At 65.0% G+C, this 24,394-nt stretch carries 22 protein-coding genes; 13 read left to right on the forward strand and 9 right to left on the reverse strand.

Translation table 11 applies throughout. From position 1 onward, the window contains the following. Positions 1-58: 58 nt before the first annotated feature. A complete protein-coding gene (locus tag EO245_RS13135) occupies positions 59-1,177 on the forward strand; it encodes a nitronate monooxygenase family protein (RefSeq protein WP_128893351.1) in 1,119 nt (372 codons plus the stop codon). Next, a complete protein-coding gene (locus EO245_RS13140; protein ID WP_128893352.1) occupies positions 1,174-2,526 on the forward strand; it encodes an NAD(P)/FAD-dependent oxidoreductase in 1,353 nt (450 codons plus the stop codon). Before EO245_RS13135 ends, EO245_RS13140 begins: the two co-directional genes overlap by 4 nt. Here EO245_RS13140 and EO245_RS13145 read toward each other — a convergent pair. From EO245_RS13145 to EO245_RS13160, 4 genes are all read right to left on the reverse strand, one after another. Continuing rightward, a complete protein-coding gene (locus EO245_RS13145) occupies positions 2,523-2,969 on the reverse strand; it encodes a hotdog fold thioesterase (protein WP_234026904.1) in 447 nt (148 codons plus the stop codon). The two genes, EO245_RS13140 and EO245_RS13145, sit on opposite strands and share 4 nt — an antisense overlap. Before the next feature lie 55 nt (positions 2,970-3,024). Beyond that, positions 3,025-4,842 (reverse strand): DUF885 family protein, encoded by a 1,818-nt coding sequence (locus EO245_RS13150; RefSeq protein WP_128893353.1) that lies wholly within the window; start codon positions 4,840-4,842, stop codon positions 3,025-3,027. Between the two features lie 131 nt (positions 4,843-4,973). Further along, positions 4,974-5,963: an MBL fold metallo-hydrolase gene (locus tag EO245_RS13155; RefSeq protein WP_128893589.1), complete on the reverse strand. Its 990-nt coding sequence runs from the start codon at positions 5,961-5,963 to the stop codon at positions 4,974-4,976. Beyond that, positions 5,963-7,234, reverse strand: coding sequence for an amidohydrolase family protein (locus tag EO245_RS13160; RefSeq protein ID WP_128893354.1), 1,272 nt, complete (start codon positions 7,232-7,234; stop codon positions 5,963-5,965). The genes EO245_RS13155 and EO245_RS13160 overlap by 1 nt, the downstream gene beginning before the upstream one ends. A 169-nt stretch (positions 7,235-7,403) precedes the next feature. Between EO245_RS13160 and EO245_RS13165 the strand changes: the two genes are divergently transcribed. Next, the gene (locus EO245_RS13165; RefSeq protein ID WP_128893355.1) at positions 7,404-9,458 is read left to right on the forward strand and encodes a S9 family peptidase; all 2,055 of its coding nucleotides are present in this window, start codon (positions 7,404-7,406) and stop codon (positions 9,456-9,458) included. 152 nt (positions 9,459-9,610) lie between these two features. Then, complete coding sequence (locus tag EO245_RS13170; RefSeq protein ID WP_128893356.1) at positions 9,611-10,054, forward strand: hypothetical protein; 444 nt, start codon at positions 9,611-9,613, stop codon at positions 10,052-10,054. Here the strand turns inward: EO245_RS13170 and EO245_RS13175 are convergent. Next, positions 10,042-10,908, reverse strand: coding sequence for a MipA/OmpV family protein (locus EO245_RS13175; protein ID WP_128893357.1), 867 nt, complete (start codon positions 10,906-10,908; stop codon positions 10,042-10,044). The two genes, EO245_RS13170 and EO245_RS13175, sit on opposite strands and share 13 nt — an antisense overlap. 56 nt (positions 10,909-10,964) lie before the next feature. Further along, entirely contained in the window at positions 10,965-11,564 is a 600-nt protein-coding gene (locus EO245_RS13180; protein WP_370246161.1) for a DUF2585 family protein, read from the reverse strand. A gap of 58 nt (positions 11,565-11,622) precedes the next feature. On the opposite strand from EO245_RS13180, the gene EO245_RS13185 reads away from it, so the two are divergent. From EO245_RS13185 to EO245_RS13220, 8 genes are read left to right on the forward strand one after another with little or no spacing between them, the layout of a single operon-like run. Continuing rightward, on the forward strand, positions 11,623-12,426 hold the full coding sequence (locus EO245_RS13185; RefSeq protein ID WP_128893359.1) for a hypothetical protein: 804 nt from the start codon (positions 11,623-11,625) through the stop codon (positions 12,424-12,426). Between the two features lie 56 nt (positions 12,427-12,482). After that, positions 12,483-13,703 (forward strand): lycopene beta-cyclase CrtY, encoded by a 1,221-nt coding sequence (gene crtY, locus EO245_RS13190; RefSeq protein WP_128893360.1) that lies wholly within the window; start codon positions 12,483-12,485, stop codon positions 13,701-13,703. After that, positions 13,700-15,202, forward strand: a complete 1,503-nt coding sequence (locus EO245_RS13195; protein WP_128893361.1) for a phytoene desaturase — start codon at positions 13,700-13,702, stop codon at positions 15,200-15,202. Before crtY ends, EO245_RS13195 begins: the two co-directional genes overlap by 4 nt. Next, on the forward strand, positions 15,199-15,780 hold the full coding sequence (locus tag EO245_RS13200) for a TIGR00730 family Rossman fold protein (RefSeq protein ID WP_128893362.1): 582 nt from the start codon (positions 15,199-15,201) through the stop codon (positions 15,778-15,780). The genes EO245_RS13195 and EO245_RS13200 overlap by 4 nt, the downstream gene beginning before the upstream one ends. Positions 15,781-15,785: 5 nt before the next feature. Continuing rightward, positions 15,786-16,868, forward strand: a complete 1,083-nt coding sequence (locus EO245_RS13205) for a phytoene/squalene synthase family protein (RefSeq protein ID WP_128893363.1) — start codon at positions 15,786-15,788, stop codon at positions 16,866-16,868. 48 nt (positions 16,869-16,916) lie between these two features. Then, entirely contained in the window at positions 16,917-17,417 is a 501-nt protein-coding gene (locus tag EO245_RS13210; protein WP_128893364.1) for a nuclear transport factor 2 family protein, read from the forward strand. Then, entirely contained in the window at positions 17,414-19,276 is a 1,863-nt protein-coding gene (locus tag EO245_RS13215; RefSeq protein ID WP_128893365.1) for an acetyl/propionyl/methylcrotonyl-CoA carboxylase subunit alpha, read from the forward strand. The genes EO245_RS13210 and EO245_RS13215 overlap by 4 nt, the downstream gene beginning before the upstream one ends. Beyond that, positions 19,273-20,823 carry an acyl-CoA carboxylase subunit beta gene (locus tag EO245_RS13220; protein WP_128893366.1) on the forward strand — a complete coding sequence of 517 codons (1,551 nt, stop codon included), beginning with the start codon at positions 19,273-19,275 and terminating at the stop codon, positions 20,821-20,823. Before EO245_RS13215 ends, EO245_RS13220 begins: the two co-directional genes overlap by 4 nt. Here the strand turns inward: EO245_RS13220 and EO245_RS13225 are convergent. Beyond that, positions 20,820-22,046 carry a multidrug effflux MFS transporter gene (locus EO245_RS13225; RefSeq protein ID WP_128893367.1) on the reverse strand — a complete coding sequence of 409 codons (1,227 nt, stop codon included), beginning with the start codon at positions 22,044-22,046 and terminating at the stop codon, positions 20,820-20,822. The genes EO245_RS13220 and EO245_RS13225 overlap by 4 nt on opposite strands. A gap of 114 nt (positions 22,047-22,160) precedes the next feature. Between EO245_RS13225 and dinB the strand changes: the two genes are divergently transcribed. Next, a complete protein-coding gene (gene dinB / locus EO245_RS13230; protein WP_199798658.1) occupies positions 22,161-23,279 on the forward strand; it encodes a DNA polymerase IV in 1,119 nt (372 codons plus the stop codon). A gap of 2 nt (positions 23,280-23,281) precedes the next feature. Here the strand turns inward: dinB and EO245_RS13235 are convergent, their stop codons facing one another. Beyond that, positions 23,282-23,752, reverse strand: a complete 471-nt coding sequence (locus tag EO245_RS13235) for an NUDIX domain-containing protein (protein ID WP_128893368.1) — start codon at positions 23,750-23,752, stop codon at positions 23,282-23,284. After that, positions 23,740-24,360 carry a 6-phosphogluconolactonase gene (locus EO245_RS13240; RefSeq protein ID WP_128893369.1) on the reverse strand — a complete coding sequence of 207 codons (621 nt, stop codon included), beginning with the start codon at positions 24,358-24,360 and terminating at the stop codon, positions 23,740-23,742. The genes EO245_RS13235 and EO245_RS13240 overlap by 13 nt, the downstream gene beginning before the upstream one ends. Positions 24,361-24,394 lie beyond the last annotated feature (34 nt).

Here is a 24,394-nt window from a genome sequence, read left to right on the forward strand (position 1 = left end):
TGGCCTGTTGCTCGTCCCGGCGCGTTCGTTAAACCCTTGGTCCAAAGGGAGAGAAATTATGCCGTTCCGGATGACCGAGATGGTGGGATGCGAATTCCCGCTGTTCGCCTTTTCGCATTGCCGCGACGTGGTCGCCGCCGTGAGTCGCGCAGGCGGCTTCGGAGTGCTGGGCGCGGTGAGCTTCACGCCCGAACAGCTCGAACAGGAACTTGCCTGGATCGACGATCACGTGGATGGCAAGCCCTACGGCGTCGACGTGCTCATCCCCGAAGTGCAGGCGGTCGAAAAGCAGGTCACCTCCGACGAGATCGTCGCCCTGATCCCGAGCGAATATCGCGACTTCACGCGCCAGATCCTGAGCGAAGCGGGGATCAGCGACGACGGAACTTCGCCGCTCGGCGGATCGCAGCGCCCCAATACCTCGCTCGGGCAGGAATTGCTCGAAGTCAGCTTCAACCACCCGGTCCGGCTGATCGCCAATGCACTCGGGACCGCACCGCCGGAAATGATCGCTGCAGGCAAGAAGCACGGCATCCCCGTCGCGGCGCTCGTCGGTGCGAAGGAGCATGCGATGAAGCAGATCGAGGCCGGGGTCGACATCATCGTCGCACAAGGCGGCGAAGGCGGCGGGCACTGCGGCGAGGTCTCGACCATCGTGCTGATCCCCGAAGTACTCGAAGCGATCGAGGAAGCGGGCAAGGACATTCCCGTCCTCGCGGCAGGCGGCATCATGAATGGCCGGCAGATGGCCGGGATGATGGCGATGGGCGCGGCGGGCGCATGGTGCGGAAGCGTGTGGCTCGCCACCAGCGAATCCGAGACCAACGAAGTCTTCCGCGAGAAGATGGTCGAGGCGACCAGCCGCGACACCATCCGCTCCAAGCACCGTACCGGCAAGTACAGCCGCCAGCTGCGTTCCGGCTGGCATGCGCGGTGGGAGGAACAGGGCATGCCCGCCCTCCCCATGCCGCTGATGATGCTGCTGTCCGAACCGGTGCTGCGCGCGATCGACAAGGCAGCGGTCAACGGGAACCCGCAGGCGCAGGCGCTGTGCACCTATTTCGTCGGCCAGGGCGTCGGCCTCGTGCGCGAAGTGCGCGGCGCGGGCGCGGTCGTGCAGGACTTCAAGGAAGACTTCCTGCGCGGCTTCGAGAACCTGTCCGAGGCGCTGGCATGAGCGCCCTTCCGCGCGTCTGCATAATCGGCGCGGGCTGTTCGGGCTTTACCACGGCCAAGCGGCTGCAGGACTTCGGCATCCCCTTCGACATTTTCGAAGCCTCGGACGACATCGGCGGCAACTGGTATTTCGACAATCCGAACGGCATGTCCGCCTGCTACAAGAGCCTGCATATCGACACCTCGAAATGGCGCTTCGCGTTCGAGGACTATCCGGTTCCCGACGACTGGCCCGACTACCCGCATCATTCGCAGCTGCTGCAGTATTTTCACGACTACGTGGATCACTTCGGCCTGCGCGAACACATCACCTTCAACACGCGGGTCGAGAAAGCGAAACGGCGCGAAGGCGGCGGGTGGGACATCACCCTCTCGAGCGGCGAGACGCGCAGCTACGATGCGCTCGCGGTCGCCAACGGGCACCACTGGGCCGCGCGCATCCCGGATTACCCGGGCGAGTTCACCGGCGAACAGCTGCATTCCCACAGCTACCGCAGCCCGTTCGAGCCTGTCGATTGCGTTGGCAAGCGCGTACTGGTCGTCGGCATGGGCAATTCTGCGATGGATATCGCAAGCGAGCTTTCGCAGCGGCCCATGGCGGACAAGCTGTTCGTATCGACTCGGCGCGGCGTGTGGATCTTCCCGAAATACTTTCGCGGCCAGCCGCTCGACAAGAACCCGGCGCCTGCATGGATGCCCAAGAAGGTGCGCCAGTGGCTCGGCGCGCGCATGGTCAAGAACCTCGTCGGCAAGATGAGCGATTACGGCCTGCCCGAACCGGAAATCGGCCCGTTCGAAAGCCACGGCACCGTGTCGGGCGAGTTCCTGCTTCGGGCCGGATCGGGCGACCTGACGGTCAAGCCCGCGATCGAGAAGCTCGACGGCGACGGGGTCGTCTTCACCGACGGCACGCGCGAGCAGATCGATGTGATCGTCTGGGCGACAGGCTACGACATCAGCTTCCCCTTCTTCGACGAACCTTCGTTCAAGGCGGATGCCGACAACCGCCCGCCGCCGCTGTTCAAGCGGATCATGAAGCCGGAGGTGCCGGACCTGTTCTACATGGGGTTAGCCCAGCCTCTGCCGACGCTGGTCAATTTCGCCGAGCAGCAGTCCAAGCTGGTCGCGGCCTATCTCGCAGGGGAATATGCCCCGCCACCGCCTGAGACGATGCACGCGATCATCGCGGCGGACGAGGAATATCACACCGGCCAGTACTACAAGGCGCGCCGGCACACGATCCAGCTCGACTTCGACGACTACGTCCGCGACCTGAAGAAAGAGATCGAGCGCGGCCGGAAGCGGGCGGAGAAACAGGGCAAGGCAATGCCCGTCCCGGCTGCCGCCTAGCGGCGCTCCTGCGGGATGACCGCCATGGTCAGGCGCGAAATGCAAACAAGCTTTCCGGTATCGTCGGTGATGCGGATCGACCAGATCTGCGTCGTGCGACCGATGTTCACCGCCTCCGCCTTCGCGGTGACGTAGCCCGAATAGGCCGGGCGCACGTGGTTGGCGTTGATCTCCATGCCGACCGCTACGAATTTTTCGCGGTCGATGCAGAAACTCGCCGCGACCGAGCCGATGGTTTCGGCAAGCACGACCGAGGCTCCGCCATGCAGGCGCTTGAACGGCTGCTGCGTGCGCTCGTTCACCGGCATGCGGGCGGTAACCCAGTCATTGCCGGCTTCGAGGAATTCGATGCCGAGGAAACCCGGCATGCAGCCCTCGCCCAGCGAGGTCATCGGTTCGAGGGGCGGGAGCTTGCCGCCCCACCAGATCATGTCGTCGCTCATCGGCGCAGCTTGTGGCGGGAGGCAGGCACGCTGTCCATGCCTCCCGCCTAAAGCTTTACTTCGAGGCCTCAATCCAGCGGTTGATCTTCTGTTCGAGCACCGCGAGCGGAAGCGCACCGGTGCCGAGCACCTGGTTGTGGAATTCCTTGATATCGAAATCCTCGCCCAGTTCGGCTTCGGCCTTCTGGCGCAGTTCCTGGATCTTGAGCGCGCCGACCTTGTAGGCGAGCGCCTGGCTCGGGATCGCAATGTAGCGCTCGACTTCCGAGACCACTTCGGTCCGGGTCATGCCCGAATTTTCGAGCATGAATTCGATTGCCTGGTCGCGGCTCCAGCCCTTGGAATGCAGGCCCGTGTCGACGACGAGGCGCATGGCGCGAAGCTGCTCGTCCTGCAGCGTGCCATAGCGGTTCCACGGATCATCGAAGAAGCCCATTTCGTAGCCGAGCGTCTCGGAATAGAGCGCCCAGCCCTCGATGAAGGCGGTGGTGCCACCGAAGCGCATGAAAGCAGGCAGCGCCTCGTTTTCCTGCGCGAGGCTGATCTGGAAGTGGTGGCCCGGCGCGCCTTCGTGCAGGTAGAGCGTGACGTTGCCGGTCGTAAGGCGGCTCGGCAGGTCGTAGGCGTTGAAGTAGAAAGTGCCGGGGCGCGAACCGTCGGGGGCGCCCTGCTGGTAGGAACCGCCCGCGCTGAACTGCTCGATCGCCGGATCGTAGGGCTTGATCTCGAGCGGGGTGACCGGGAGCACGGAGAAGTACTCGCCGATCTTCTCGTCGACTTCGCGCCCGATGCGATAATAGTCCTCGGTCAGCCACTCGCGGCTTTCCGGCTTGAACTGCTCGTCGGTGCGGACGTAGTCGAAGAACTCGTTGAGCGTGCCCTCGAAGCCGACTTCCGCTTTCACCTTCTCGATCTCGCCCTTGATGCGGGCGACTTCGCTGAGGCCAAGGTCGTGGAGGTAATCGGCAGTCAGCGGCAGCGTGGTCGTCTGCTCGATCAGCTGGGCATAGAGCTTGTCGCCGCCCTTCATCTGGCTGAGGCCGACTTCCTCGCGTGCGACCGCGAGATATTCGTCGCGCAGGAAGTCGCGCATGCGCTCGTGCGCGGCGTAGATTTCCGCCGTCTTGGCTTCATAGGCTGCGGTCAGGCGCGCCTTGTCTTCCTCGGAGAAGTCTTCCGGGAACATGGTGGTCGGCTTCATGAACTGCGATTCCGCGATCGGGATCGCGAGCTGCGTGTCGAACTGCTTGATGACATTGCCGATGGTCAGCTTGGTCTCGACCACGCCGCTGTCCATGCCTTCGCGGAATTTCGCAATCGCGCGGTCGTTGATGGCGATGTAGTCGTCGTGACGGCTGAGGTTGTCCTCGTAATTCTCGACGGTCTTGAACGGCGCCGCGCTCTGCCCGCTGGCGAAGGTCGGGTAGAAGGTGTGGAAGCCGGAGAAGTGGTTCACCGGGCGCACTTCGGTCAGTGCGCGGATTTCATCCGTGCTGGCTTGGAGCGCCTGTTCCTGGTCGTATTTGAAAACGTCGTAGGCGAGCTGGCCGGTCGCATCGAGCTTGGAGCGGTCGATCTGTGCGAGCAGCGCGAGGTTGAGCTGCGTGTCGAGCTTGCCCGCGATCCACATCGCATCGGTCAGGTAATCGCCCAGACGGTCGGCATTGGTGGTGTCGCCGCGGAACAGGCGGCCGATGGGGTTCAGCTCGAGGCTGCGCTTGTCGGCATCCTCGAACAGCATGAAGAGCGCTTCGCTTTCGGCCTCGGGCGAGGCTTCGACGAACTCGGTCTCGGCATGGTCGTCGGCAAGCGCAGGGGCTGCCGGAAGGGCGAACGCAGCGGTTGCGAGAAGGGCAAGGCGGATAGTCTTCATGATGGTCCCCGAGGATTGATGTGTGTTGCCCAGTTAATACACCGAGCTAACCGATGCAAGCGGGCTACGAACGGACCTCGGGACGGGCGAGCGGGGGTCGACCAACGGCATCGCCGCCTCGACCGACCGTTTCAGTCGAGGCAGAAGCGCATGCCTTCGCGCGCGACCCTGAAGCCGCGTTCGCGCACCTCAGCGCTTTCCGCACTGTCGGGATCGCGGATCGGATTGGTGTGGTTGTAATGGATAAAATGCACCTTCGCGCGCTCGTGAGGCGGCAGGTGCTGGAGCCGGTCCATCGTCTCGGTTACGCGCGGATGCGGGATCTCCGACATGTCGCGCCCCACCCCGTTTTCGTCGAGCAGTTCGTTGTCGTCCCAGAAGGTCGCATCGATGAAGGCATATTGCACTCTCGCGATCTGGGTTTCGAGCGAATATAAGGCCGACTTCTCCTCCCATTCCTCCCAGCTATCGATGTCGGGCAGGTAGAGGAAACTGAAGGTGTCGGGATTGAACGCGACCCAGCCGACCGTTTCCGAATATTCATCCCGGTGCGGAACAGGAAATGCCGTGGCTGCGATGCCGGTGGACAGGAACTGCGGTTCGGCGGGCCTCCACGCTTCTTCTGCGGGCAAAAACCAACGCGACTTCCGCGTCTCCCTGATCTCGATATTGCCGAGTTCGACCAGCTGGCTCCACGGCCCGTTGCTGCGCAGGAACTCGGCCATGCGCGGCATGGCATGCACCGGCACGGCCTTCGCGCCAGCCGCCTCGCGCCCGAGATAGGCGAGGCCGAGGTAATGGCCGATATGCGCATGGGTCAGGAAGACACCGTCGATCCCCAGCCCTTCGCTTGGCGGCTCGATCCGGTCGAGCGCGGCCAGCTGCTCGGTGATCGCGGGCGTCGCGTCAAACAGGTATCGCTTGCCTTCCGCCCGGTCGATCAGCGCGAGCGACGAGGGAAGCAGGCGCGGCCCATCGTCATCCGCGTTGCCGATCTGCGGCGCGCCGGCATCCTGCCCGGCTCCAAGGACGACGAGCTCGCTGGAGCATGTCGGCACCCGGTCGGCGAGGGCGGGCGAGGAAACGAGCGCAGCTGCAAGCGCCACGCCGGCGAGACGCATCACTCGATGACCCGGCCGCGCACCATCACCCAGTCGACTTCCTCGAGCACGGTGACATCGGTCAGCGGATTGCCTTTCACCGCGATGATATCCGCCGAATAGCCCGGAGCGAGCTTGCCGATCTCGTTCTCCATCCCGATCACCTCGGCAGCGACGCTCGTCGCACTGGCGAGCACCTGCCGGTCGCTCATCCCGCCGGCCTTCATAAGCGCAAGCTCGCCTGCGTTCTCGCCGTGCGGGAAGACCCCGGCGTCGGTCCCGAAGGCGACTTTTACGCCGAACTCGTTGGCGCGCTGGACAATGCTTTCGGCATATGGGCCGACTGCGCGCACCTTCTCTTCCACCACCGGGGTGTAGAAACCGGTCCCGAGGTTTTCCTTGATCCCCTGGAAGGCCATCAAAGTAGGCACCAGGATCGTACCGTTCTCGCGCATGACCTTGCCCGCCTGCGCGTCGATATAGGTGCCGTGCTCGATCGTGTGGACGCCCGCGCGCGCCGCGGCTTCGATCCCGCGTGCGCCATGTGCGTGCGCAGCGACCTTGAGGCCGAGCGAATTGGCGGTGTCGACAATCGCCTTCATCTCCGCATCGGAGAAATGCGCTTCGAGCCCGCGGCCCTGCTGGCTGAGCACGCCGCCGGTGGCCGTGATCTTGATCAGGTCGGCACCGTATTTCGAAGCGGTCCGCACCATTTCCGCGCATTGCACCGTCCCGGTGCAGGCGAAGCTCGTGCCGAGCGCGTCGTTGACTTCGCGGCGGAACCCGTTGGTGTCCCCGTGCCCGCCGACGATCGCGATAGTGCGGCCGGAGGTCACAATCCTCGGCCCCGGCAACATCCCGTCGGCTGTCGCAGCGCGCAGCGATTGCGTGACCTGGTCGCTGCGCGAGCCGAGATCGCGCACGGTGGTGAAGCCCGCTTTTGCAGTGATATGCGCATTCTTCGCCGCGACCAGCGTGTACCATTCGGGCGGACTGGTCGCCGCGCGCCAGAACTCGCCACTGGGGTCCCCGGAAAGGTGCGTATGCAGGTCGATCAGGCCCGGCAGTACTGTGTGGTCGGGCAGGTGGACCATGGTCGCGCCTTCGGGCGTCGGCTGGAAGCCGTCGACAATGCTGACGATGCGCCCGTCGGTCACGGTGATAGTAGCGGGTCCGGTCGCCGTGCCGGAAGCATCGGTAATCACCGAGCCAGCATGAATGACCGTCGTGTCGGCCAGCGCCGGTGTCGCGATGAGAGCCGCACCTGCGGCGAGAATGGTTTTGAAATGCATGACGTCCTCTCCTGTTGCCTGAAGTGATGCAGCCATGCGGCGCGCGGCACAAGCTTGATTGTGACACACCCGAAGTACTTCGAACCTTCCCCGATCCGGTTGCGCGTGAAACCACTTTCGGTATGACGCATTCCAGAAACAGTTCGTCACGAGAGGAAATCCCCTACCTATGACTCGCAAGCTTGTGCTCGCCGCTACCCTGCTCGGCTCGGTTTCGATTGCCGCCACCGCCGCAGCCCGCCCGATGACCCCGGAAGATGTCGCCAAGCTGGAAAGCGTCGGCGCCATGGCCGTCTCCCCCGATGGCAGCCGCGTCGCCTACACGACCGCCAGCCTGCCCGACGTGACCGAGGGTGAGGACAATGGCAGCTTCCGCCAGGAACTGAAGATCGCCACTGCACCGAACACCGCGGCGGCCTACCTCCCGGCCGACATCAGCCCGTCGGGCGTGACCTTCTCGCCCGATGGCAGCATGGTCAGCTTCGTCTGGGCCAAGGACGATGATAAGCGCGCCGTTTGGGGCGTGCCGGTCTATGGCGGCGCGCAGCGCAAGCTCGCCGAAGTCGCCGACACCAACGTTCGCTCCTACGCCTGGGCGCCGGACGGCAGCGCGATCTACATGCTCGCCAGTGCCGAGGCGGACAAGCAGCGCGACACGCAGAGCAAGGGCGGCTTCAACGCCGTCGTCTACGAGGAAGAAGACCGCCTCAACCGCCTGTTCCGCGCCACCGTCGGCGAGAATGTCGATGGCGAGCCGCAGGAAATCGTCATCCCGGGATATGTCAGCAGCTTCGATATCGCATCCGATGGTCGCACCGGTGTCGTGCAGAGCGCGCCGACCCCGAATGTCGACGACAGCTACACCGCCAAACGCGCTCATGTGATCGACCTGACGAGCGGCCGCGTGACCGCGCTGGTCGAGACCCCGGGCAAGCTCGGCGATGTCGAGATTTCGCCCGACGGCGCGCAGCTCTCGATGATCGCAGGCGTCGATATCAACGATCCGGCGGACACCACGCTGCACCTCGTCGATGTGTCGACCGGTAACTACCGCGCGCTCAACGCCGGCGCTGCCGAAGCCGCGGTCGATGCCGAATGGCTACCCGACGGACGCCTCGCCGCCGTCATCCATGTCGGCGCGCAGAGCCGCCTTCGCATCTACAACGCCGATGGCTCGGTCGCCGAGGAAATCGATCCGGGCGCGCTGATCCTGACCGGCGTCGAGGCGGCAGGCAACACCATCGCGGTTTCGGCCAACAGCCCGACCCACCCGACCGAGCTGTTCGTGTGGAACAACGGCGCGTTCCAGCGCTGGACGACGCACAACCCGTGGCTCTCGGAAATCGACTTCGCCACCCAGCGCACGCTGACCTACACCGCGCGCGACGGGCAGGAAGTCGAGGGCATCCTGATCGAACCGCTCGGCGGCGCACCGGCTGGCGGCGCACCGACCATCATGATGGTCCATGGCGGTCCGGAAGCGCATTATTCGAACGGCTGGCTGACGGCCTATTCGATGCCCGGCCAGGTCGGCGCAGGCGAAGGCTATGCCGTGTTCCACCCGAACTACCGCGGCTCGACCGCCTATGGCACGGCCTTCTCGAAAGCCCACCAGAACGACTATGCGGGCAAGGAGTTCAACGACATCGTCGATGCCAAGCGCCATCTCGTGGCCGAAGGTATTGCCGATGGCGACCGCACCGGCATCACCGGCGGTTCCTACGGCGGCTACGCCAGCGCATGGGGCGCGACCGCGCTGAGCGAGGAATATGCCGCAGCCGTCATGTTCGTCGGCATTTCGAACCAGATCAGCAAGTTCGGCACGACCGACATCCCGGTCGAGATGTTCAACGTCCACAGCCGCAAGTGGCCGTGGGAGAACTGGATGGGCATGCTCGAAGTCTCGCCGATCTACCACGTCGACAAGGCCGAGACGCCGATCCTGATCATGCACGGTGCGGAAGACACCCGCGTTGCGCCGAGCCAGAGCTACGAGCTTTACCGCAACATCAAGGTGCGCAAGCCCGACACTCCGGTTCGCCTCGTGCTCTATCCGGGCGAGGGTCACGGCAACCGTCTCGCGGCAAGCCGCTACGACTACAACCTGCGCATGATGCGCTGGTTCGACACTTATCTGAAGACCGGCGACCGCGACGCGCCGCTGCCTGCACCGCGTCCGCAGCTTGCCGAAGGTGCCAAGGGCGCGAAGGCCAGCGAAGAATAATCGCAAGGCTTCGCTAGGCTCTTTGCTATAAGGCCGCCTTCCGAGAGTATCGGGAGGCGGCCTTCTTGCGTGGATTGCTGGCCATTGTCGTCGGGTTTGGATTCCTCGCGCTCGCGGCGGGGATGTTTCCGCTCGGCAAGGATCAGCCGCCGTTGGCGATCAACATATTCGTCGGGATTTTGGGAGGGATCGCGGTCCTGGCTGGGTTCGCGCATCTCCGGCTTCGCTGGAAGCGCTACCATGCCTATCGCGGCGGGATCGAGCGGCACGGAACTGTCCGGCTCGAGCGGCAGCCGAGCAGCGAGGGGCTGGCCTACCTGACATTCTCCACGAGCTATCAGGAGTGGATCATGTCGGTCGACCCGGCGAGCATCGATCGCCTCCTCGACCAGCTGGAGGACGGGCTCGAAGGCAAGGCCTATCTCGGCACCGACGATCGCATCTACGGCCTCGACATCGGCAATGTGAAGAGCCTGCCGATCTCGGCCGGAGTGCCTCTCAGCCGCAAGATGCGCGAGAAGATCGACCGGGTGGAACGCCGGATGCGCGAAATGGCGGGCGATGACGCCGACCGAAAGGGCGATCAGAAGGTATAGGCGATCCCGACCGCAGTGAAGAACTGGTCCCTGTCGCCAACGAGGCTGGTGTAGGGGCTGTCCGCCGCATCGTTGATCAGCCGCGAATAGCCGCCGATAAGAACCGCGCCGAAGCCTCCGTTGGTCAGGTCGCCATCGAAGTCGACCACGCCGAGCGCGCTCACGCTGACCGAATTGAAACCGCCATCTGCCTGGAAGGTCGGCAATCCGCTCGCGACCGACTGGGCGGGGCTGACCGAGTAATAATAGTCCGCGAAATCGTCGCTCCCATATTCCGCGCCGAGCGAGAGAGAGACGGCAGCACCGCGGCTGACCGGCGTGAAGTAGGAAATGCTCGGGTCGATCACCATGCCGCCATGTGCACCGGCAACATCCCAGCGCGCATCGACATCGACGCTGAGGCTGTCGAACGGGTTGAGCACGCCGGGAAAGCTGAGCCCGGCACTCGGGCCGATCTCGAACGCACGGTCGAGTTCGCCGGCGGCGATGACTACCGGGTCCTCGATCTGGTCGGCCCGGTCGGTGCGCAGCCGCATTGCCGGGCCGAAGCTGACCGTCGGGCCGCCGTCCACGCTCCTGTCACGGATGAGGTCGATCATCAGGCCAGCCGGACGCGGGCGGATCGAAAAGCCTTCGATGCTGCCCTGCACCACCGGCAAGACGGAGATCACATAGTCGTCCGAACCGTCGTAGGACGGCCCGTAGGATGCACCGATGCCGATGCTCACCCAGGTGTCGTCGAACACGCTCTCGCCTTCGGCCGGCGGGCCGGGCGGCACGGGCGGTCCGTCCTGTGCCAGCGCGGGCGAAGCTGAAAAGGCGGCGAGCGCCGCGGCAATCGGTACGAAACGCATGAAAATCCCCTTTGGTTAGAGGGAGAACCGTGCTGCGACCGACCGGTTCCTGCGGCTCAGCCCATGCCTTGCCATTGGCGGATCGCCTCGATCGGCCAGAACAGCATTATCACATTCAGCGTCAGATTGTCGCGAATGGCCCACAAGGCGACCGCTTCGAGCACCACCGAGAGCGCAGCGCTCGCCTTCCACGAGATGCGCGCAGCGAGCATGAAACCTGCGATCATCCAGCCGATATCGCTCATCGAATTGACGATGCTGTCGCCGGAATAGCCCCAGCTGATCGTCACTTCGCGGTAGCGATCGATGACGGCGGGTGTGTTCTCCGAGATTTCCCAGGCGGCCTCGACCAGCACCGCGATCGGCAGGGCCCAGGGGGCGACCTTGCCGCCGAAAAGCGCCCACTTGTCCCACAGCAGCCATGCAAGGCCGTACATGATGATGCCGTGGATGAAATGGCTCGGGCTGTACCAGTCCGTGATGTGCTGGCTGTTGCCCGAAGATTGCACCACGCCGTGCCACAGCTTGACCTCGCCGCAAGTGCAGATTGGAGGGCGATCCATCGCGAACAGCACCGCGAGCGAAACGGCCAACAGCACGAGTGTGGCCACAATGGCGCGCCGGTGCGGATAAAGCGTTTCGCCCATGCGAAGCATGCTTGCCTGCACGGCGGTGTGTGGCAAAGCAGCCGCTGGACTTTTATCGGGGATTATCATGCGTATTCTGATCGCTGCATCGCTACTTCTCGCCACGCTTTCGAGCACTGCTTTCGCGCAGGAGGGCAGGCCTCCCAAAGCGCCGGTGGTGCCGCCGCCGGCTCCCGCCCAGTACACCGCGCGCACCCAGGCGCTGCCTTCAAATGTCGAACTGGTCATCCCGGCCGACAAGAAACAGGTCGATGCCTATGCCGACATTTACGCGGCGATGATGGAAGGCATCGACCACGACCAGATATTCGAGCAGACGCTCGAATCCGTCCGGCAGAGCTATGCCTCGAGCCCGGGGCTCGCCTATCTCGATGCGCGCAATCCGGGCGTGATCGACGAGGCAATCGAAGCCATGCGCCCCTCCATGCGCTCCTATTCCGACCGCGTTCGCGCGGAATATACGCCCAAGATGATTGACACCATGCGCCCGCTCTTCACCGAAGAGGAAGCGCGCATCATCGCGGCATTCTATCGCCATCCGGTCGGCCGCAAGGTTCTGAGCGGCGTGTCGGCGAACTATACCGCCAACAATGCGATGTCCTCCGCCGTCAACGAACGGGACGTGACCGAAGATGACCTGCGCCGCGATTCGAACCAGACGACCGCGAAGGTCATGAAGGGGATGACGCAGGATGATTTCGCGACGCTCGGCCTGCTCGCGATGAAATATCCGGTGCTGATGCGTGTGGGCGAGCTGTCGGGCGCGATGCTTCCGGTGCGGATGCAGATGGAAAACGCGCCGCTCCTTCCTTCCGAGGAAAAGGCGATCCAGGCGGCAATCGAAGGCGTGCTCTCGAAGTACGACAACTGATTGCCGCGGCCCGGCATGGTTGCGCCCGGCGCGGTCTCGGCTAAAGCCGGGGGTGCATGAGTTCTTCGGGCACGCCAAACAGAACGGAAATCGCGATTGTCGGCGGCGGCCTTGCCGGCGGGCTGATCGCGCTCGCGCTGCGCCAACATCGCCCGGAAATGCACGTCACGCTGATCGAGGCGGGCGAGACGCTCGGCGGCAACCATCGCTGGAGCTGGTTCGACAGCGATGTGAGCGGCGATGCAGCGCGGCTGCTCGAACCTTTTCGCACGACAGACTGGCACGGCTACACGGTCCGCTTTCCGGCTTACCGCCGCAAGCTGTCCTCGCGCTACAACTCGCTCGCCTCGCAGGACTTCGATGCGGGATTGCGGCGCGCGCTGTCTCAGGAGACGATCTGGACGAAGCGCGAAGTCACCTCGCTCTCCTCCGGCGGCGTCACCTTCGCCGACGGCTCCGAACTCTCTGCACGCACCGTAATCGATTGCCGCGGCGCAGTGCCGAGCGCCCACCTGCAGGGCGGCTGGCAGGTCTTCATGGGCCGCCACCTGCGCACGCGCGAAGCGCACGGGATGGAGCAGCCGGTCATCATGGATGCGAGCGTCGAACAGCTTGCGCCCGAGGGCGATGGCGGCGCCTATCGCTTCGTCTACGTCCTCCCGCTCGGCGCGAACGACCTCTTCGTCGAGGACACCTATTACGCCGACCGTCCAGCTTTCGACCGTTCCGCCCTGTCAGGCCGGATCGACCGCTATCTCGACGAGCACGGGTTGCAGGGTGACATAATCGGCGGCGAGACCGGCATCCTCCCCGTGGTCACCGGCGGGAACTTCGCCGCCTACCAGGCCGAAACGCGCATCGAGGGTGTCGCCATGGCCGGCGCGCGCGGCGGGTTCGTCCATCCGCTAACGAGCTACACGCTGCCCTTTGCTGTCGAGACCGCGCTGGCGATCGCGCAGGATGCGCAACTGCCCGGAGAGCAGCTCTCCGCCCTTCTTGAGGCAAGGGCACGCAGGCACTGGAAGCGCACCGGCTATTACCGCATGCTCGGACGGATGCTGATGGGCGCCGCGCGGCCAGGGGAACGTTACCGCGTGTTCGAGCGCTTCTATCGCTTGAACGAGGGCTTGATCGAGCGCTTCTACGCGGGTCGGTCGCGATTTGCAGACAAGGCGCGCATCCTGACCGGCAAGCCGCCCGTAGCTATTGGCCGGGCAATCGGCGCATTGATGACAAAAGGCGGCCCGCTGGTCGCCGAGAAGGAGAAAATTGGATGAGCGCAGAAGGCAAGACTGCCTGCGTTATCGGGTCCGGCTTCGGCGGCATGGCGCTCGCCATCCGCCTGCAATCGGCCGGGATCAGCACGACTGTCATCGAAGCGCGCGACAAGCCGGGCGGCCGCGCATACTACTGGGAAAAGGACGGCTTCATCTTCGACGGCGGTCCGACCGTGGTCACCGACCCGCCGTGCCTCAAGGAGCTTTGGCAGCTTTCCGGCCACGACATGGCCGAGGACGTCGAGCTGATGCGGGTCCACCCGTTCTACCGGCTCAACTGGCCCGACGGGACCAACTTTGACTATTCGAACATCGACGAGCAGCTCCACGCCGAGATCGCCAAGCTCAACCCGGAAGATGTCGCGGGCTACCAACAGTTCCTCGAATATTCCGCAGGGGTTTACGAAGAAGGCTATCTCAAGCTCGGCACCGTGCCGTTCCTCGACTTCAAGTCGATGATCAAGGCCGCTCCCGCGCTCGCCAAGAAGCAGGCCTTCCGTTCGGTCTATTCGATGGTTTCGAGCTTCGTGAATAACGAGAAGCTGCGCGAGGCGCTGTCGTTCCACACGCTCCTCGTCGGGGGCAACCCGATGAAGACGAGCGCGATCTACGCCCTGATCCACAAGCTGGAGAAGGACGGCGGCGTGTGGTGGACGCGCGGGGGCACCAACCGCCTGATCGCCGGCATGGTTCGCCATTTCGAGCGGCTCGGCGGTCGCATGATCGTCGGCGACCCGGTGGTGCAGGTCCACACCATCGGAAACCGCGCGACCGAGGTCGAGACGAAGAGCGGTTACCGCGAGAAATTCCATGCCGTCGCCAGCAATGCCGACATCATGCATTCCTACCGCGACCTGCTTTCGGGCAGCGCGCGCGGGCGCGACTATGCCGCCAAGCTCAAGAAGAAGAGCTTCAGCCCCGGCCTGTTTGTGGTGCATTTCGGCCTCGAAGGTACGTGGCCGGGCATCGCGCATCACATGATCCTGTTCGGGCCGCGCTACAAAGGCCTGCTCGAGGACATTTACGACAACGGCGTGCTGCCGCAGGATTTCTCGATCTACCTGCACCACCCGACCGTGACCGACCCGAGCATGGCACCTCCGGGCAAGAGCACCTTTTATGCGCTCGTTCCCGTCGCCCACATGGGCAAGCTCGCGGTCGACTGGGACGAAGTCGCCCCGGTGCTGGAAAAACGCATTCTCGACGAGGTCGGTCGCCGCCTGATCCCCGACATCCACGACCGGATCGTCACCAAGTTCAGCTATGCGCCGAAGGACTTCGCGCATGACCTCAACGCCCATCTCGGCAGCGCATTCAGCCTCGAGCCGGTGCTGACGCAAAGCGCGTGGTTCCGCGGTCACAACCGCGACGACGTGATCGGCAATTTTTATCTCGTCGGGGCTGGCACTCATCCCGGCGCCGGGATACCGGGCGTCGTCGGCAGCGCGAAGGCGACTGCCGGCCTGATGATCGACGACCTGATGGACAACGCAGCATGAAACGTATCGCCGTCTATTGCGGCTCCGCTACGCCGGAAGACCAGCGCTATATCGAACTCGCCCACGAAGTCGGGCGCACGCTCGCGCTGCGCGAAATCGGCGTCGTCTATGGCGGCGGACGCCTTGGCCTGATGGGCGCGGTGGCTAGCGGCGCGCTCGAAGCGGGCGGCGAGGTGATCGGCTTCATTCCCGAAGCGCTTGCCAACAGCGAAGTCGCGAACCACGACTGCACCGAGCTCCACACCGTAACCGGCATGCACGAGCGCAAGCAGAAGTTCACCGACTATTCCGATGGCTTCATCACCATCCCCGGCGGCGTCGGCACGATGGACGAGCTGTGGGAAGCGATGAGCTGGGCACAGCTCGGCTACCACCAGAAGCCCGTCGGCCTGCTCAACGCCTTCGGCTTCTACGACCACCTGATCGCCTTCAACGAAAAGATGGCCGAAGTCGGCTTCGTGCGCCCGGCCCACCAAAACATCCTGATCCACTCGGACACGATGGGCGACCTGCTCGACAAGATGCTGGCCTACGAACCGCACACCCCGATCTTCCGCATGAAGGCCGAGGAACTCTGACCCGCATGGCGTCGGCCCGTCCCCCTCGCAAGATCGGCCCTCGCCTGCTCGCACCTTCGCGCATCCTGCGCCCGACGATCCGCCGTGCGGGCGGCGGGCGCGACCGTCATGCCCTCGTCGTCAAATCCTGGGACATGATCGCGGCGGGATCGAAGAGCTTTGCCGCGGCCAGCCTGCTGTTCGATGCCAAGACGCGCGAGCGGGTATGGATGCTCTACGCCTGGTGCCGCCGGTGCGACGACATCGCCGACGGGCAGGAACTGGGCGGCGAGCTTGGCGAAGCGGCGGATCTCAACCGCATCAAGGCGATCCGCGTTCTCACCAAGCGCGCGCTCGATGGCGAACCGACCGCCGATGTCGCATTCGACGCCTTCGGGCAGGTCGCTGCCGAGTGCAGGCTGACGATGGAGATGGCGGAAGACGTCATCGCCGGTTTCGAGCTCGACGCGGTCGGATGGCGCCCGCGCAGCGAACGCGACCTGGCACGCTACTGCTACCATGTCGCAGGCGCAGTCGGGGTGATGATGGCGATCGTCATGGGCGTGCCGAAAGACGACAGCGAGACGCTCGACCGGGCGTGCGACCTCGGGATCGCCTTCCAGCTGGCGAATATCGCGCGCGATCTCGATGAAGACGACCGGGCCGACCGCTGCTACCTGCCGCTCGAATGGCTGGCGGAAGAGGATATCGAGCCGGGCCAGCTGATGAAGCCGCACCACCAGTGGGAGCGGACCGAGCTTGCAGAACGCCTCGTCCTGCGGATGGAGCGCCATGCCGCCGCCGCCCGCCTCGGCGCGAAGAAACTGCCGTTCCGCAGCCGCTGGGCGATCCTTGCCGCGACGAACATCTACACCGAGATCGGGCAGGAAGTTCGCCGCCGTTCCGTCCATGCATGGGACCACCGCGTCGTCATTTCGACCGGGCGCAAACTCCGGCTCATCACCCGTGCTTTCTTCGAGGCGATCCGCAACGATCCGGACCAGCCCGAACAGATGCCCGAATGGACGCGCGGCGACATACTGATCGACGTGCGCATGGCTGGACCGATCGCGCCGCCTCCGATGGAGCCGCTCCCCGACGAGGATTGAGCGCCGCGACGCTTGCGATGCGCGCCGCCAGCGCCTAGCCAGCGAGCCATGAGAGGAATCCCAATTTTCACGGGCCTTGCGCTCGCTGCCGCCGCGTCGCCTGCCGCCGCCGATGTCGTCGTGACCGAAGAGATGGCCGTCATCGCCGGGGCCAATCGCTTCATGGACGCGATCGCCAATTCCGACCGCAGTGTGCTGAGCCAGCACATGGTCGAAGGCGCGGTCATCTTCGTGCACAACCGCTTCGACCCGGCAAAGCCGCGCGTCGATATCATCCCGGTCGAAAAGCACTTCGAAAACTGGGCCAAGCGCACCGCCGACTACAAGGAATCGATGCGCTACGACCACGTCCTGATCGATGGCGACATGGCGCAGGTCTGGGGGCCCTATTCCTTCACCGCCGACGGCACGCTGACCCATTGCGGCATCAATTCGATGAGCATGGTCAGGATGGAAGACGGCGGCTGGAAGGTCGGCAATGTCAGCTTCACCATGGTCGCGCCGGACCAGTGCCACGCGGTCGGCGCGCATTGGGTGGACGGCGAATGATCGGCAAGCTCCTCATCGCCAATCGCGGCGAGATCGCCTGCCGCATCGTGCGCACCGCGCGCGAGATGGGTATCGAGACGGTCGCGGTCTATTCCGACGCCGACGCGAAAGCGCTCCACGTGCGCACGGCGGACGAAGCCGTCCATATCGGCCCCTCGCCTGCCGCCGAAAGCTATCTCGTCGGCGAGAAGATCATCTCCGCTGCCAAGCAGACCGGGGCCGAGGCGATCCACCCGGGTTACGGCTTCCTGTCCGAGAACGCCGCTTTCGCGCAGGCGGTGATCGATGCCGGGCTGCTCTGGGTCGGTCCCAAACCGTCGAGCATCGATGCGATGGGCCTCAAGGATGCCGCGAAGAAGCTGATGCGCGAAGCGGGCGTGCCCGTAACTCCCGGCTACGAAGGCGAGGACCAGTCGGTCGAGCGATTGAAGAAGGAAGCCGACGCGATCGGCTATCCCGTGCTAATCAAGGCCGTCGCAGGCGGTGGCGGCAAGGGCATGCGCAAGGTCGATGCGGCAGCCGACTTCGAAGCCGCGCTCGAAAGCTGTCGCCGCGAGGCGAAGGCCAGCTTCTCCAACGACGAGGTGCTACTGGAAAAGTGGATCACCTCGCCCCGCCATATCGAGGTGCAGGTCTTCGGCGACAGCCACGGCAATGTCGTCCACCTGTTCGAGCGCGACTGCTCGCTCCAGCGCCGTCACCAGAAGGTGATCGAGGAAGCCCCCGCCCCCGGCATGGACGAGGCGACGCGCGAGGAAATCTGCGCTGCCGCCGTTCGCGCTGCCAAGGCGGTCGATTACGAGGGCGCGGGCACGATCGAATTCATCGCCGACGCCAGCGAGGGTCTGCGCGCCGACCGCATCTTCTTCATGGAGATGAACACCCGCCTGCAGGTCGAACACCCGGTGACCGAGGAGATCACCGGCGTCGACCTGGTCGAATGGCAGCTGCGCGTCGCCAGCGGCGAGCCGATCCCCTGCAAGCAGGAAGACCTCGAAATCAACGGCTGGGCGATGGAAGCGCGCCTTTATGCGGAAGACCCGGCCAAGGGCTTCCTGCCCAGCACCGGGCGCCTCGACCATCTCGATCTCGGCGAGATCGGCCGTGTCGAAACCGGGGTCGAGGAAGGCGATGCAATCTCGCCCTTCTACGACCCGATGGTCGCGAAACTCGTAGCATGGGGTGAAACCCGCGACGCGGCGATAGACGAGCTCGACGAGATGACGGCGGGGGTCGAAATCTGGCCGGTGCGAACCAATGCCGGTTTCCTCAACCGCGCGATCAACGATCCCGATTTCGTGCTCGCCAATCTCGACACGAGCTTCATCGGCGAGCGGCTCGACAGCCTGATCCCGGAAGACGATGCGGACGAGGAGCTCTGGCGCACCGCTGCCGCTTTCACCCTGATGGCGAATGACGAGGGCGAGGAGCAGGTCGGCGCGTTCCGCCTCAATGCCGAGCCGCAGCACAGCGTCGCACTCGCACATGGCGGGGAAACCCAGCGCGTCGCGCCCGATGGCTCACTCGCCGATGCGACCGGCTTCGTCGACCAGGAACGCGTCGTCGTCTTCGAGGATGGCTCGGCCTATGAATTCGCGCTCACCTCGCGCGGTACCGGTCATCATTCGGCAGCCGACGGCGCGATCCTTGCGCCCATGCCGGGCAAGGTCATCGCGGTCGATGTCAGCGAAGGCCAGGCCGTCACGGCAGGCCAGCGCCTGATGGTGCTTGAAGCGATGAAGATGGAACACGCCCTCACCGCGCCGTTCGATGGAACAGTGACCGAACTGTCCGCCGAAACAGGCGCGCAGGTGCAGGTCGAGGCCGTGCTCGCCGTGGTGGAGCCGGACGAAGAGTGAGCTGGGAAAAGGAACTCGAGGAGCTTCGCCACCGCGAGGCACTAGCCGAGCAGATGGGCGGCGAAGAAAAGGTCGCCCGCCAGCATGGCCGCGGCAAGATGGACGCGCGCGCCCGGCTTGCTGCGCTGTGCGACGACGGCTCCTTCCGCGAAATCGGCAAGATCGCGGGCAAGGGTTCCTACGACGCGGAAGGCAATCTGGCCGGTGTCCTCCCCGCCCCTTTCCTGTTCGGCAAGGCCACGATCAACGGCCGCCCGGTCGTCGCCACGGCGGACGATTTCACCATTCGCGGCGGCGCGGCAGATGCCGGGATCAGCCGCAAGATGGTCCAGGCGGAGAAGATGGCGCATGAGCTGCGCCTTCCCATCATCCGCATGATCGACGGCACCGGCGGCGGCGGGAGCGTGAAGACGCTCGAACAGATCGGGGCAACCTACATTCCCGCCGTGCCCGGCTGGGGCGACGTGGTCGAGAACCTGGATACGGTGCCCGTCGTCGCCCTCGCCCTCGGCCCTACCGCGGGGCTTGGCGCTGCGCGCGTGGTGGCAAGCCATTACTCGGTCATGGTCAAGGGCCTAAGCCAGCTGTTCGCCGCCGGTCCTGCGGTCGTCGATGGCCTCGGCGAAAGCTACAAGGGCTCGACCGATCACCAGCAGGCCAAGGAGGACCTCGGCGGCAGCGGCATCCACACGCGCAACGGCGTGGTCGACGACGAGGTTTCGAGCGAGGCCGAGGCCTTCGCCCGCGCGCGTCACTTCCTGTCCTTCATGCCCGAGCATGTCGGCCAGCTGGCGCGCCGCTCGAACTGCACCGACCCGGTTCATCGCCGCGAGGAGGAACTGCTCGGTCTCGTCCCGCGCGATCCGAAGCAGGTGTATTCGATGCGCCGCTGCCTCGACATGGTGTTCGACACCGGCACCGTGTTCGAAATCGGCCGCATGTGGGGCCGCGCGTGCATCACCGCGCTCGCCCGCCTGAACGGCTGGCCGGTCGCGGTGCTGGCAAGCGATCCGAGCTATCTCGGCGGCTCGTGGGAAGCCAAGACCAGCGAAAAGGTCGAGCGCTTCGTGAAACTCGCCGACCAATTCCGCCTGCCGATCGTCCACATGGTCGACAACCCGGGCTTCATGATCGGGCGCGAGGCGGAAATGGCAGGCACGATCCGCTACGGCGTGCAGGCGATGAACGCGGTCTACAAGGCCAGCGTCCCGCTCGCCTCTATCGTCATGCGCCGCGCATACGGCATTGCGGGCAGCGCGATGAGCAATGCCGAGCGCTACCAGTATCGCTACTGCTGGCCGAGCGGCGACTGGGGCTCGCTCCCCATCGCGGGCGGGCTGGAGGTCGCCTACAAGTCCGAACTCGAAGCATCGGAAGACCCTGCGGCGGTGCTCGCCGCAATTCGCGAGCGGCTCGACAAGGTGACCTCGCCCTTCCGCAGCGCCGAACGCTTCAATGTCGAGGAAATCATCGACCCGCGTGATACGCGGCCGCTGCTATGCGAATTCGCCGACCTCGCCTGGCGCAGGCTTGCCAGCGAAAGCTAGCTGGGAACGCGCCGGGCGAACAGCTTACCGCGCTCGCTGTAGAGCACGATCGCGAGCGCCAGTAGCGCACAGCTGAGCATCGAGGTCGCAAGCGGGATCGAAGTCCCGTCGTAAAGCCCGCCGATGACCGCGCCGAGGATCGCCCCGGTGCTCATTCGAACGGCGGTCTGCGCGCTGCTCGCCGCGCCCGCGATATGGAAGAAGGGCTGCATCGCAATGCTGCCGAAATTCGCCCCGATGAAGCCGAGCATCGCCATCGACAGGCTCATCAGAACGATGAATTCGGCAAGGCTCTGCGGCTGCTGGCTGGCGCTCCACAGCTGGATGATCGCGATGACGATGAAGACGAGGAGTGCCGCGTGGCTCACCCGGCGCGCGCCGAAGCGCTCGACGATGCGCGAATTGGTGAAATTCGCCAGCACCATGCCGACCACCGCTCCGCCGAAGATCAGCGCGAAATATTCGCCCATGCCGAAGGTCTCGGAAATGAGCTGCTGCGAGGAATTGAGGAAGCCGAAGAGCGATCCGAAGACCAGCGCGCTGCCGACGACGTAGCCGATCGACCCGCGGTTGGTCAGCGCCACGCCCATGTTGCGCAGGATGGTGCGCGGATCGATTTCCTGCCGGTTGTCGTCCTTCAGCGTCTCGGGAAGGCGCAGCCAGACCCACAGGCCGACGCCGGTTCCCATCACCGCCATCGCGCCGAAAATCGCGCGCCAGCCGGCGACATACATGATCCCCTGCCCGATTGCCGGGGCAAGGATCGGGACGAGCAGGAAGATCATCATGATCAGGCTCATCAGCCGCGCCATGCGGTCGCCGCCGACATGATCGCGCACGATCGCCGCCGGAACGACGCTCAGGCCGGCACAGCACAGCCCCTGCAGCAGGCGCATGACGATCAGCAGCGTGTAGTCCGTCACCAGCGCGCAGGCGAGCGAGAAGCCGATATAGGCGAGCAGCCCGAGCGCCAGGATCGGGCGACGCCCGAAGCGGTCGGCGAAGGCACCGGGGAAGAAGGCCCCGAAGCCCGAGCCGAGGAAGTAGGCTCCGATCACCAGTTGCCGCTCGTTGCCGTCAGCGCCCATCTCGCGCGCCATTTCGCCGAGGGCAGGCAGCATGGAATCGATGCCGAAGGCCTGCAGGCTCATCAGCAGCGCCATCAGCACGATCAGTTCGCGCTCGCCCAGGGGACGGTGGAGAGGTTGGGCGGCGGCAGTCATGCGCGTGTCCTTGGGCGCTGTTATCGGAAAAGGGAAGCGCGCATTGCGCAATGCAGCAATTCCTCCGCGCGCCCGTGGTTCCGGTTTGCGCCCGTTGCGCCTATCTAGCTCGGCATGAGCGATGCGGGCGAGATGGACGAGGATGGCGAGGCCGACGGCCTGCGCAAGATCATCCATGTCGACATGGACGCCTTCTTCGCCAGCGTCGAACAGCGCGACAATCCCGCGCTGCAGGGCAAGCCTGTCGCGGTCGGCGGTTCGGGCGGACGCGGGGTGGTCGCGGCGGCGAGCTACGAGGCGCGCAAGTTCGGCGTGCGCAGCGCCATGCCCTCGGTGACAGCGCGCCGGCTGTGCCCCGACCTCATCTTCGTGCGCCACCGGTTCGACGTCTACAAGGAGGTCAGCCAGCAGATCCGCGCGATCTTCCGCCACCACACTGATCTCGTCGAACCGCTGAGCCTCGACGAGGCCTATCTCGACGTGACCGAAGACCGGCTCGGCATCGGCTCGGCGACGCGCATCGCGCAGCTCATCCGGCAGGAAATCAAGGCCAAGACCCGCCTCACCGCGAGCGCGGGGGTGAGCTACAACAAGTTCCTCGCCAAGCTCGCAAGCGACCAGAACAAGCCCGACGGGATCTGCGTCATAAAGCCGGGACAGGGTGCGCGATTCGTCCAATCGCTCCCGATCCGCCGCTTCCACGGCGTTGGGCCCAAGGGCGCAGAGAAAATGGCGAAGCTAGGCATCGAAACCGGCGCGGACCTCGCGGAGAAGGATATCGCGTTCCTGCGTGCCAATTTCGGCAGCTTTGCAGACTATCTCTACCGCGCAGCGCGCGGCATCGACCTGCGCCCGGTGCGCCCCAACCGCATCCGCAAGTCGGTCGGCGGCGAGCGCACTTTCAGCGAGGATATTTCGAGCGGCCCGGCGCTGCGCGAAACGCTGGGCAATATCGTCGACATCGTCTGGGAGCGGATCGAGCGGGCCGAGGCGAAGGGGCGCACGGTCACCCTCAAGATGAAATACACCGACTTCCAGATCGTCACCCGCGCACGCTCGCTGTCGCACAACGTCGCGGACAAGGCGGAATTCGCAGCGATCGGGCATGCGCTGCTCGAAGAGCTCCTGCCCCTCCCGCTGCCGATCCGCCTGATGGGGCTGACCCTGTCGAACCTCGATCGCGGCGAGCAGGAAGAACGGCCCCGCAACGATGCCCAGCTATCGCTGCTGTGAGCCTACTTCTGCGCCTCGCGCCATAGCGCAAGCCGCCGCCGGGTTGCAGGAAGAAGTGGCTCGGGCAGCGAATGGGTCGGGAAGAAGCGCGCCTCGATCGTCTCGCGCCCGTCGGGTCGCGGTTGTCCGGACACCCGCCCCGAAAAGACGTGCACGCTATTGGTCGCACCGGAAAGGTTTTCGACCTGCACGCCGAGCTCGGTCAGGTTCCCGGCTTCGCAGCCCGTCTCTTCGAGCAATTCGCGCCGCGCTGTCGCAAGCACGTCCTCGCCGGATTTCACCCCACCGCTCGGCACTGCCCAGCCTTCCGGTCCGTAGCTGTGCCGTACAAGCAGCAGCTGGTTCGACAGGTCGAGCGCGATGACGGCGACACCGGTCAGTTCCGGCTTGGTGATCTGCCAGATAATCTGCCGGACCCGATGCGCCAGCGGCATCAGAGCCCGCTGCACGGGAGCAGGGATCAGGCGAAGCATGTGACGGGCTGGCTCGCCGCACCGAGAAAGCGCGTGATCGGCAGGTCGTGCTCGCCGCGCGCCGCCTTGTCGAACACCGCGCGCTTGTCGTTGCCGCGAATGACGAACAGCACCTCATCGCTGTCGAGCAGCGAGGGCATGGTCAGTGTCACGCGGTCGAACGGCGCTTCGGGCGGCAGCGGATCGGGCGTCAGCCGTTTGATCGGTGCCGGATCGTCGACCTGCGGGTCGGTATTCGGGAAGAGCGAGGCGATGTGCCCGTCCCCGCCCATGCCGAGCCATGCGAGCGCGAAATGCGGCACCTGCTCCATGATGGTGAGCGTCACGACCTCTGCCCCGACCGGTTCGAACAGGGCGCGGATCTTGCCGGTATTGCTCGCCGAGTGGTCCTCGGGGACGATCCGGTCGTCGCCCGGCCAGACGAGCAGGCGCGCAAAGTCGAGATCGTGTTTCACCAGTTCTTCGAAGATCGGGAACGGGGTCGAGCCGCCGGGCACGGTGATCGCCACCGGCCCTTCGGTTTCGCCGAGCGCCTTGGCCAGCCGCTGCGCAATCCAGCCGGCGATTGCAGCCGCGTCGGCGCCCTCGTGTATCGTGAGATTTTCCATCGCACGCAGCCATAACAAAAAACCCGCCGGGGCA

Source organism: Erythrobacter sp. HKB08, assembly GCF_004114695.1.
In the GTDB taxonomy this organism is placed as follows: Bacteria; Pseudomonadota; Alphaproteobacteria; order Sphingomonadales; family Sphingomonadaceae; genus Parerythrobacter_A.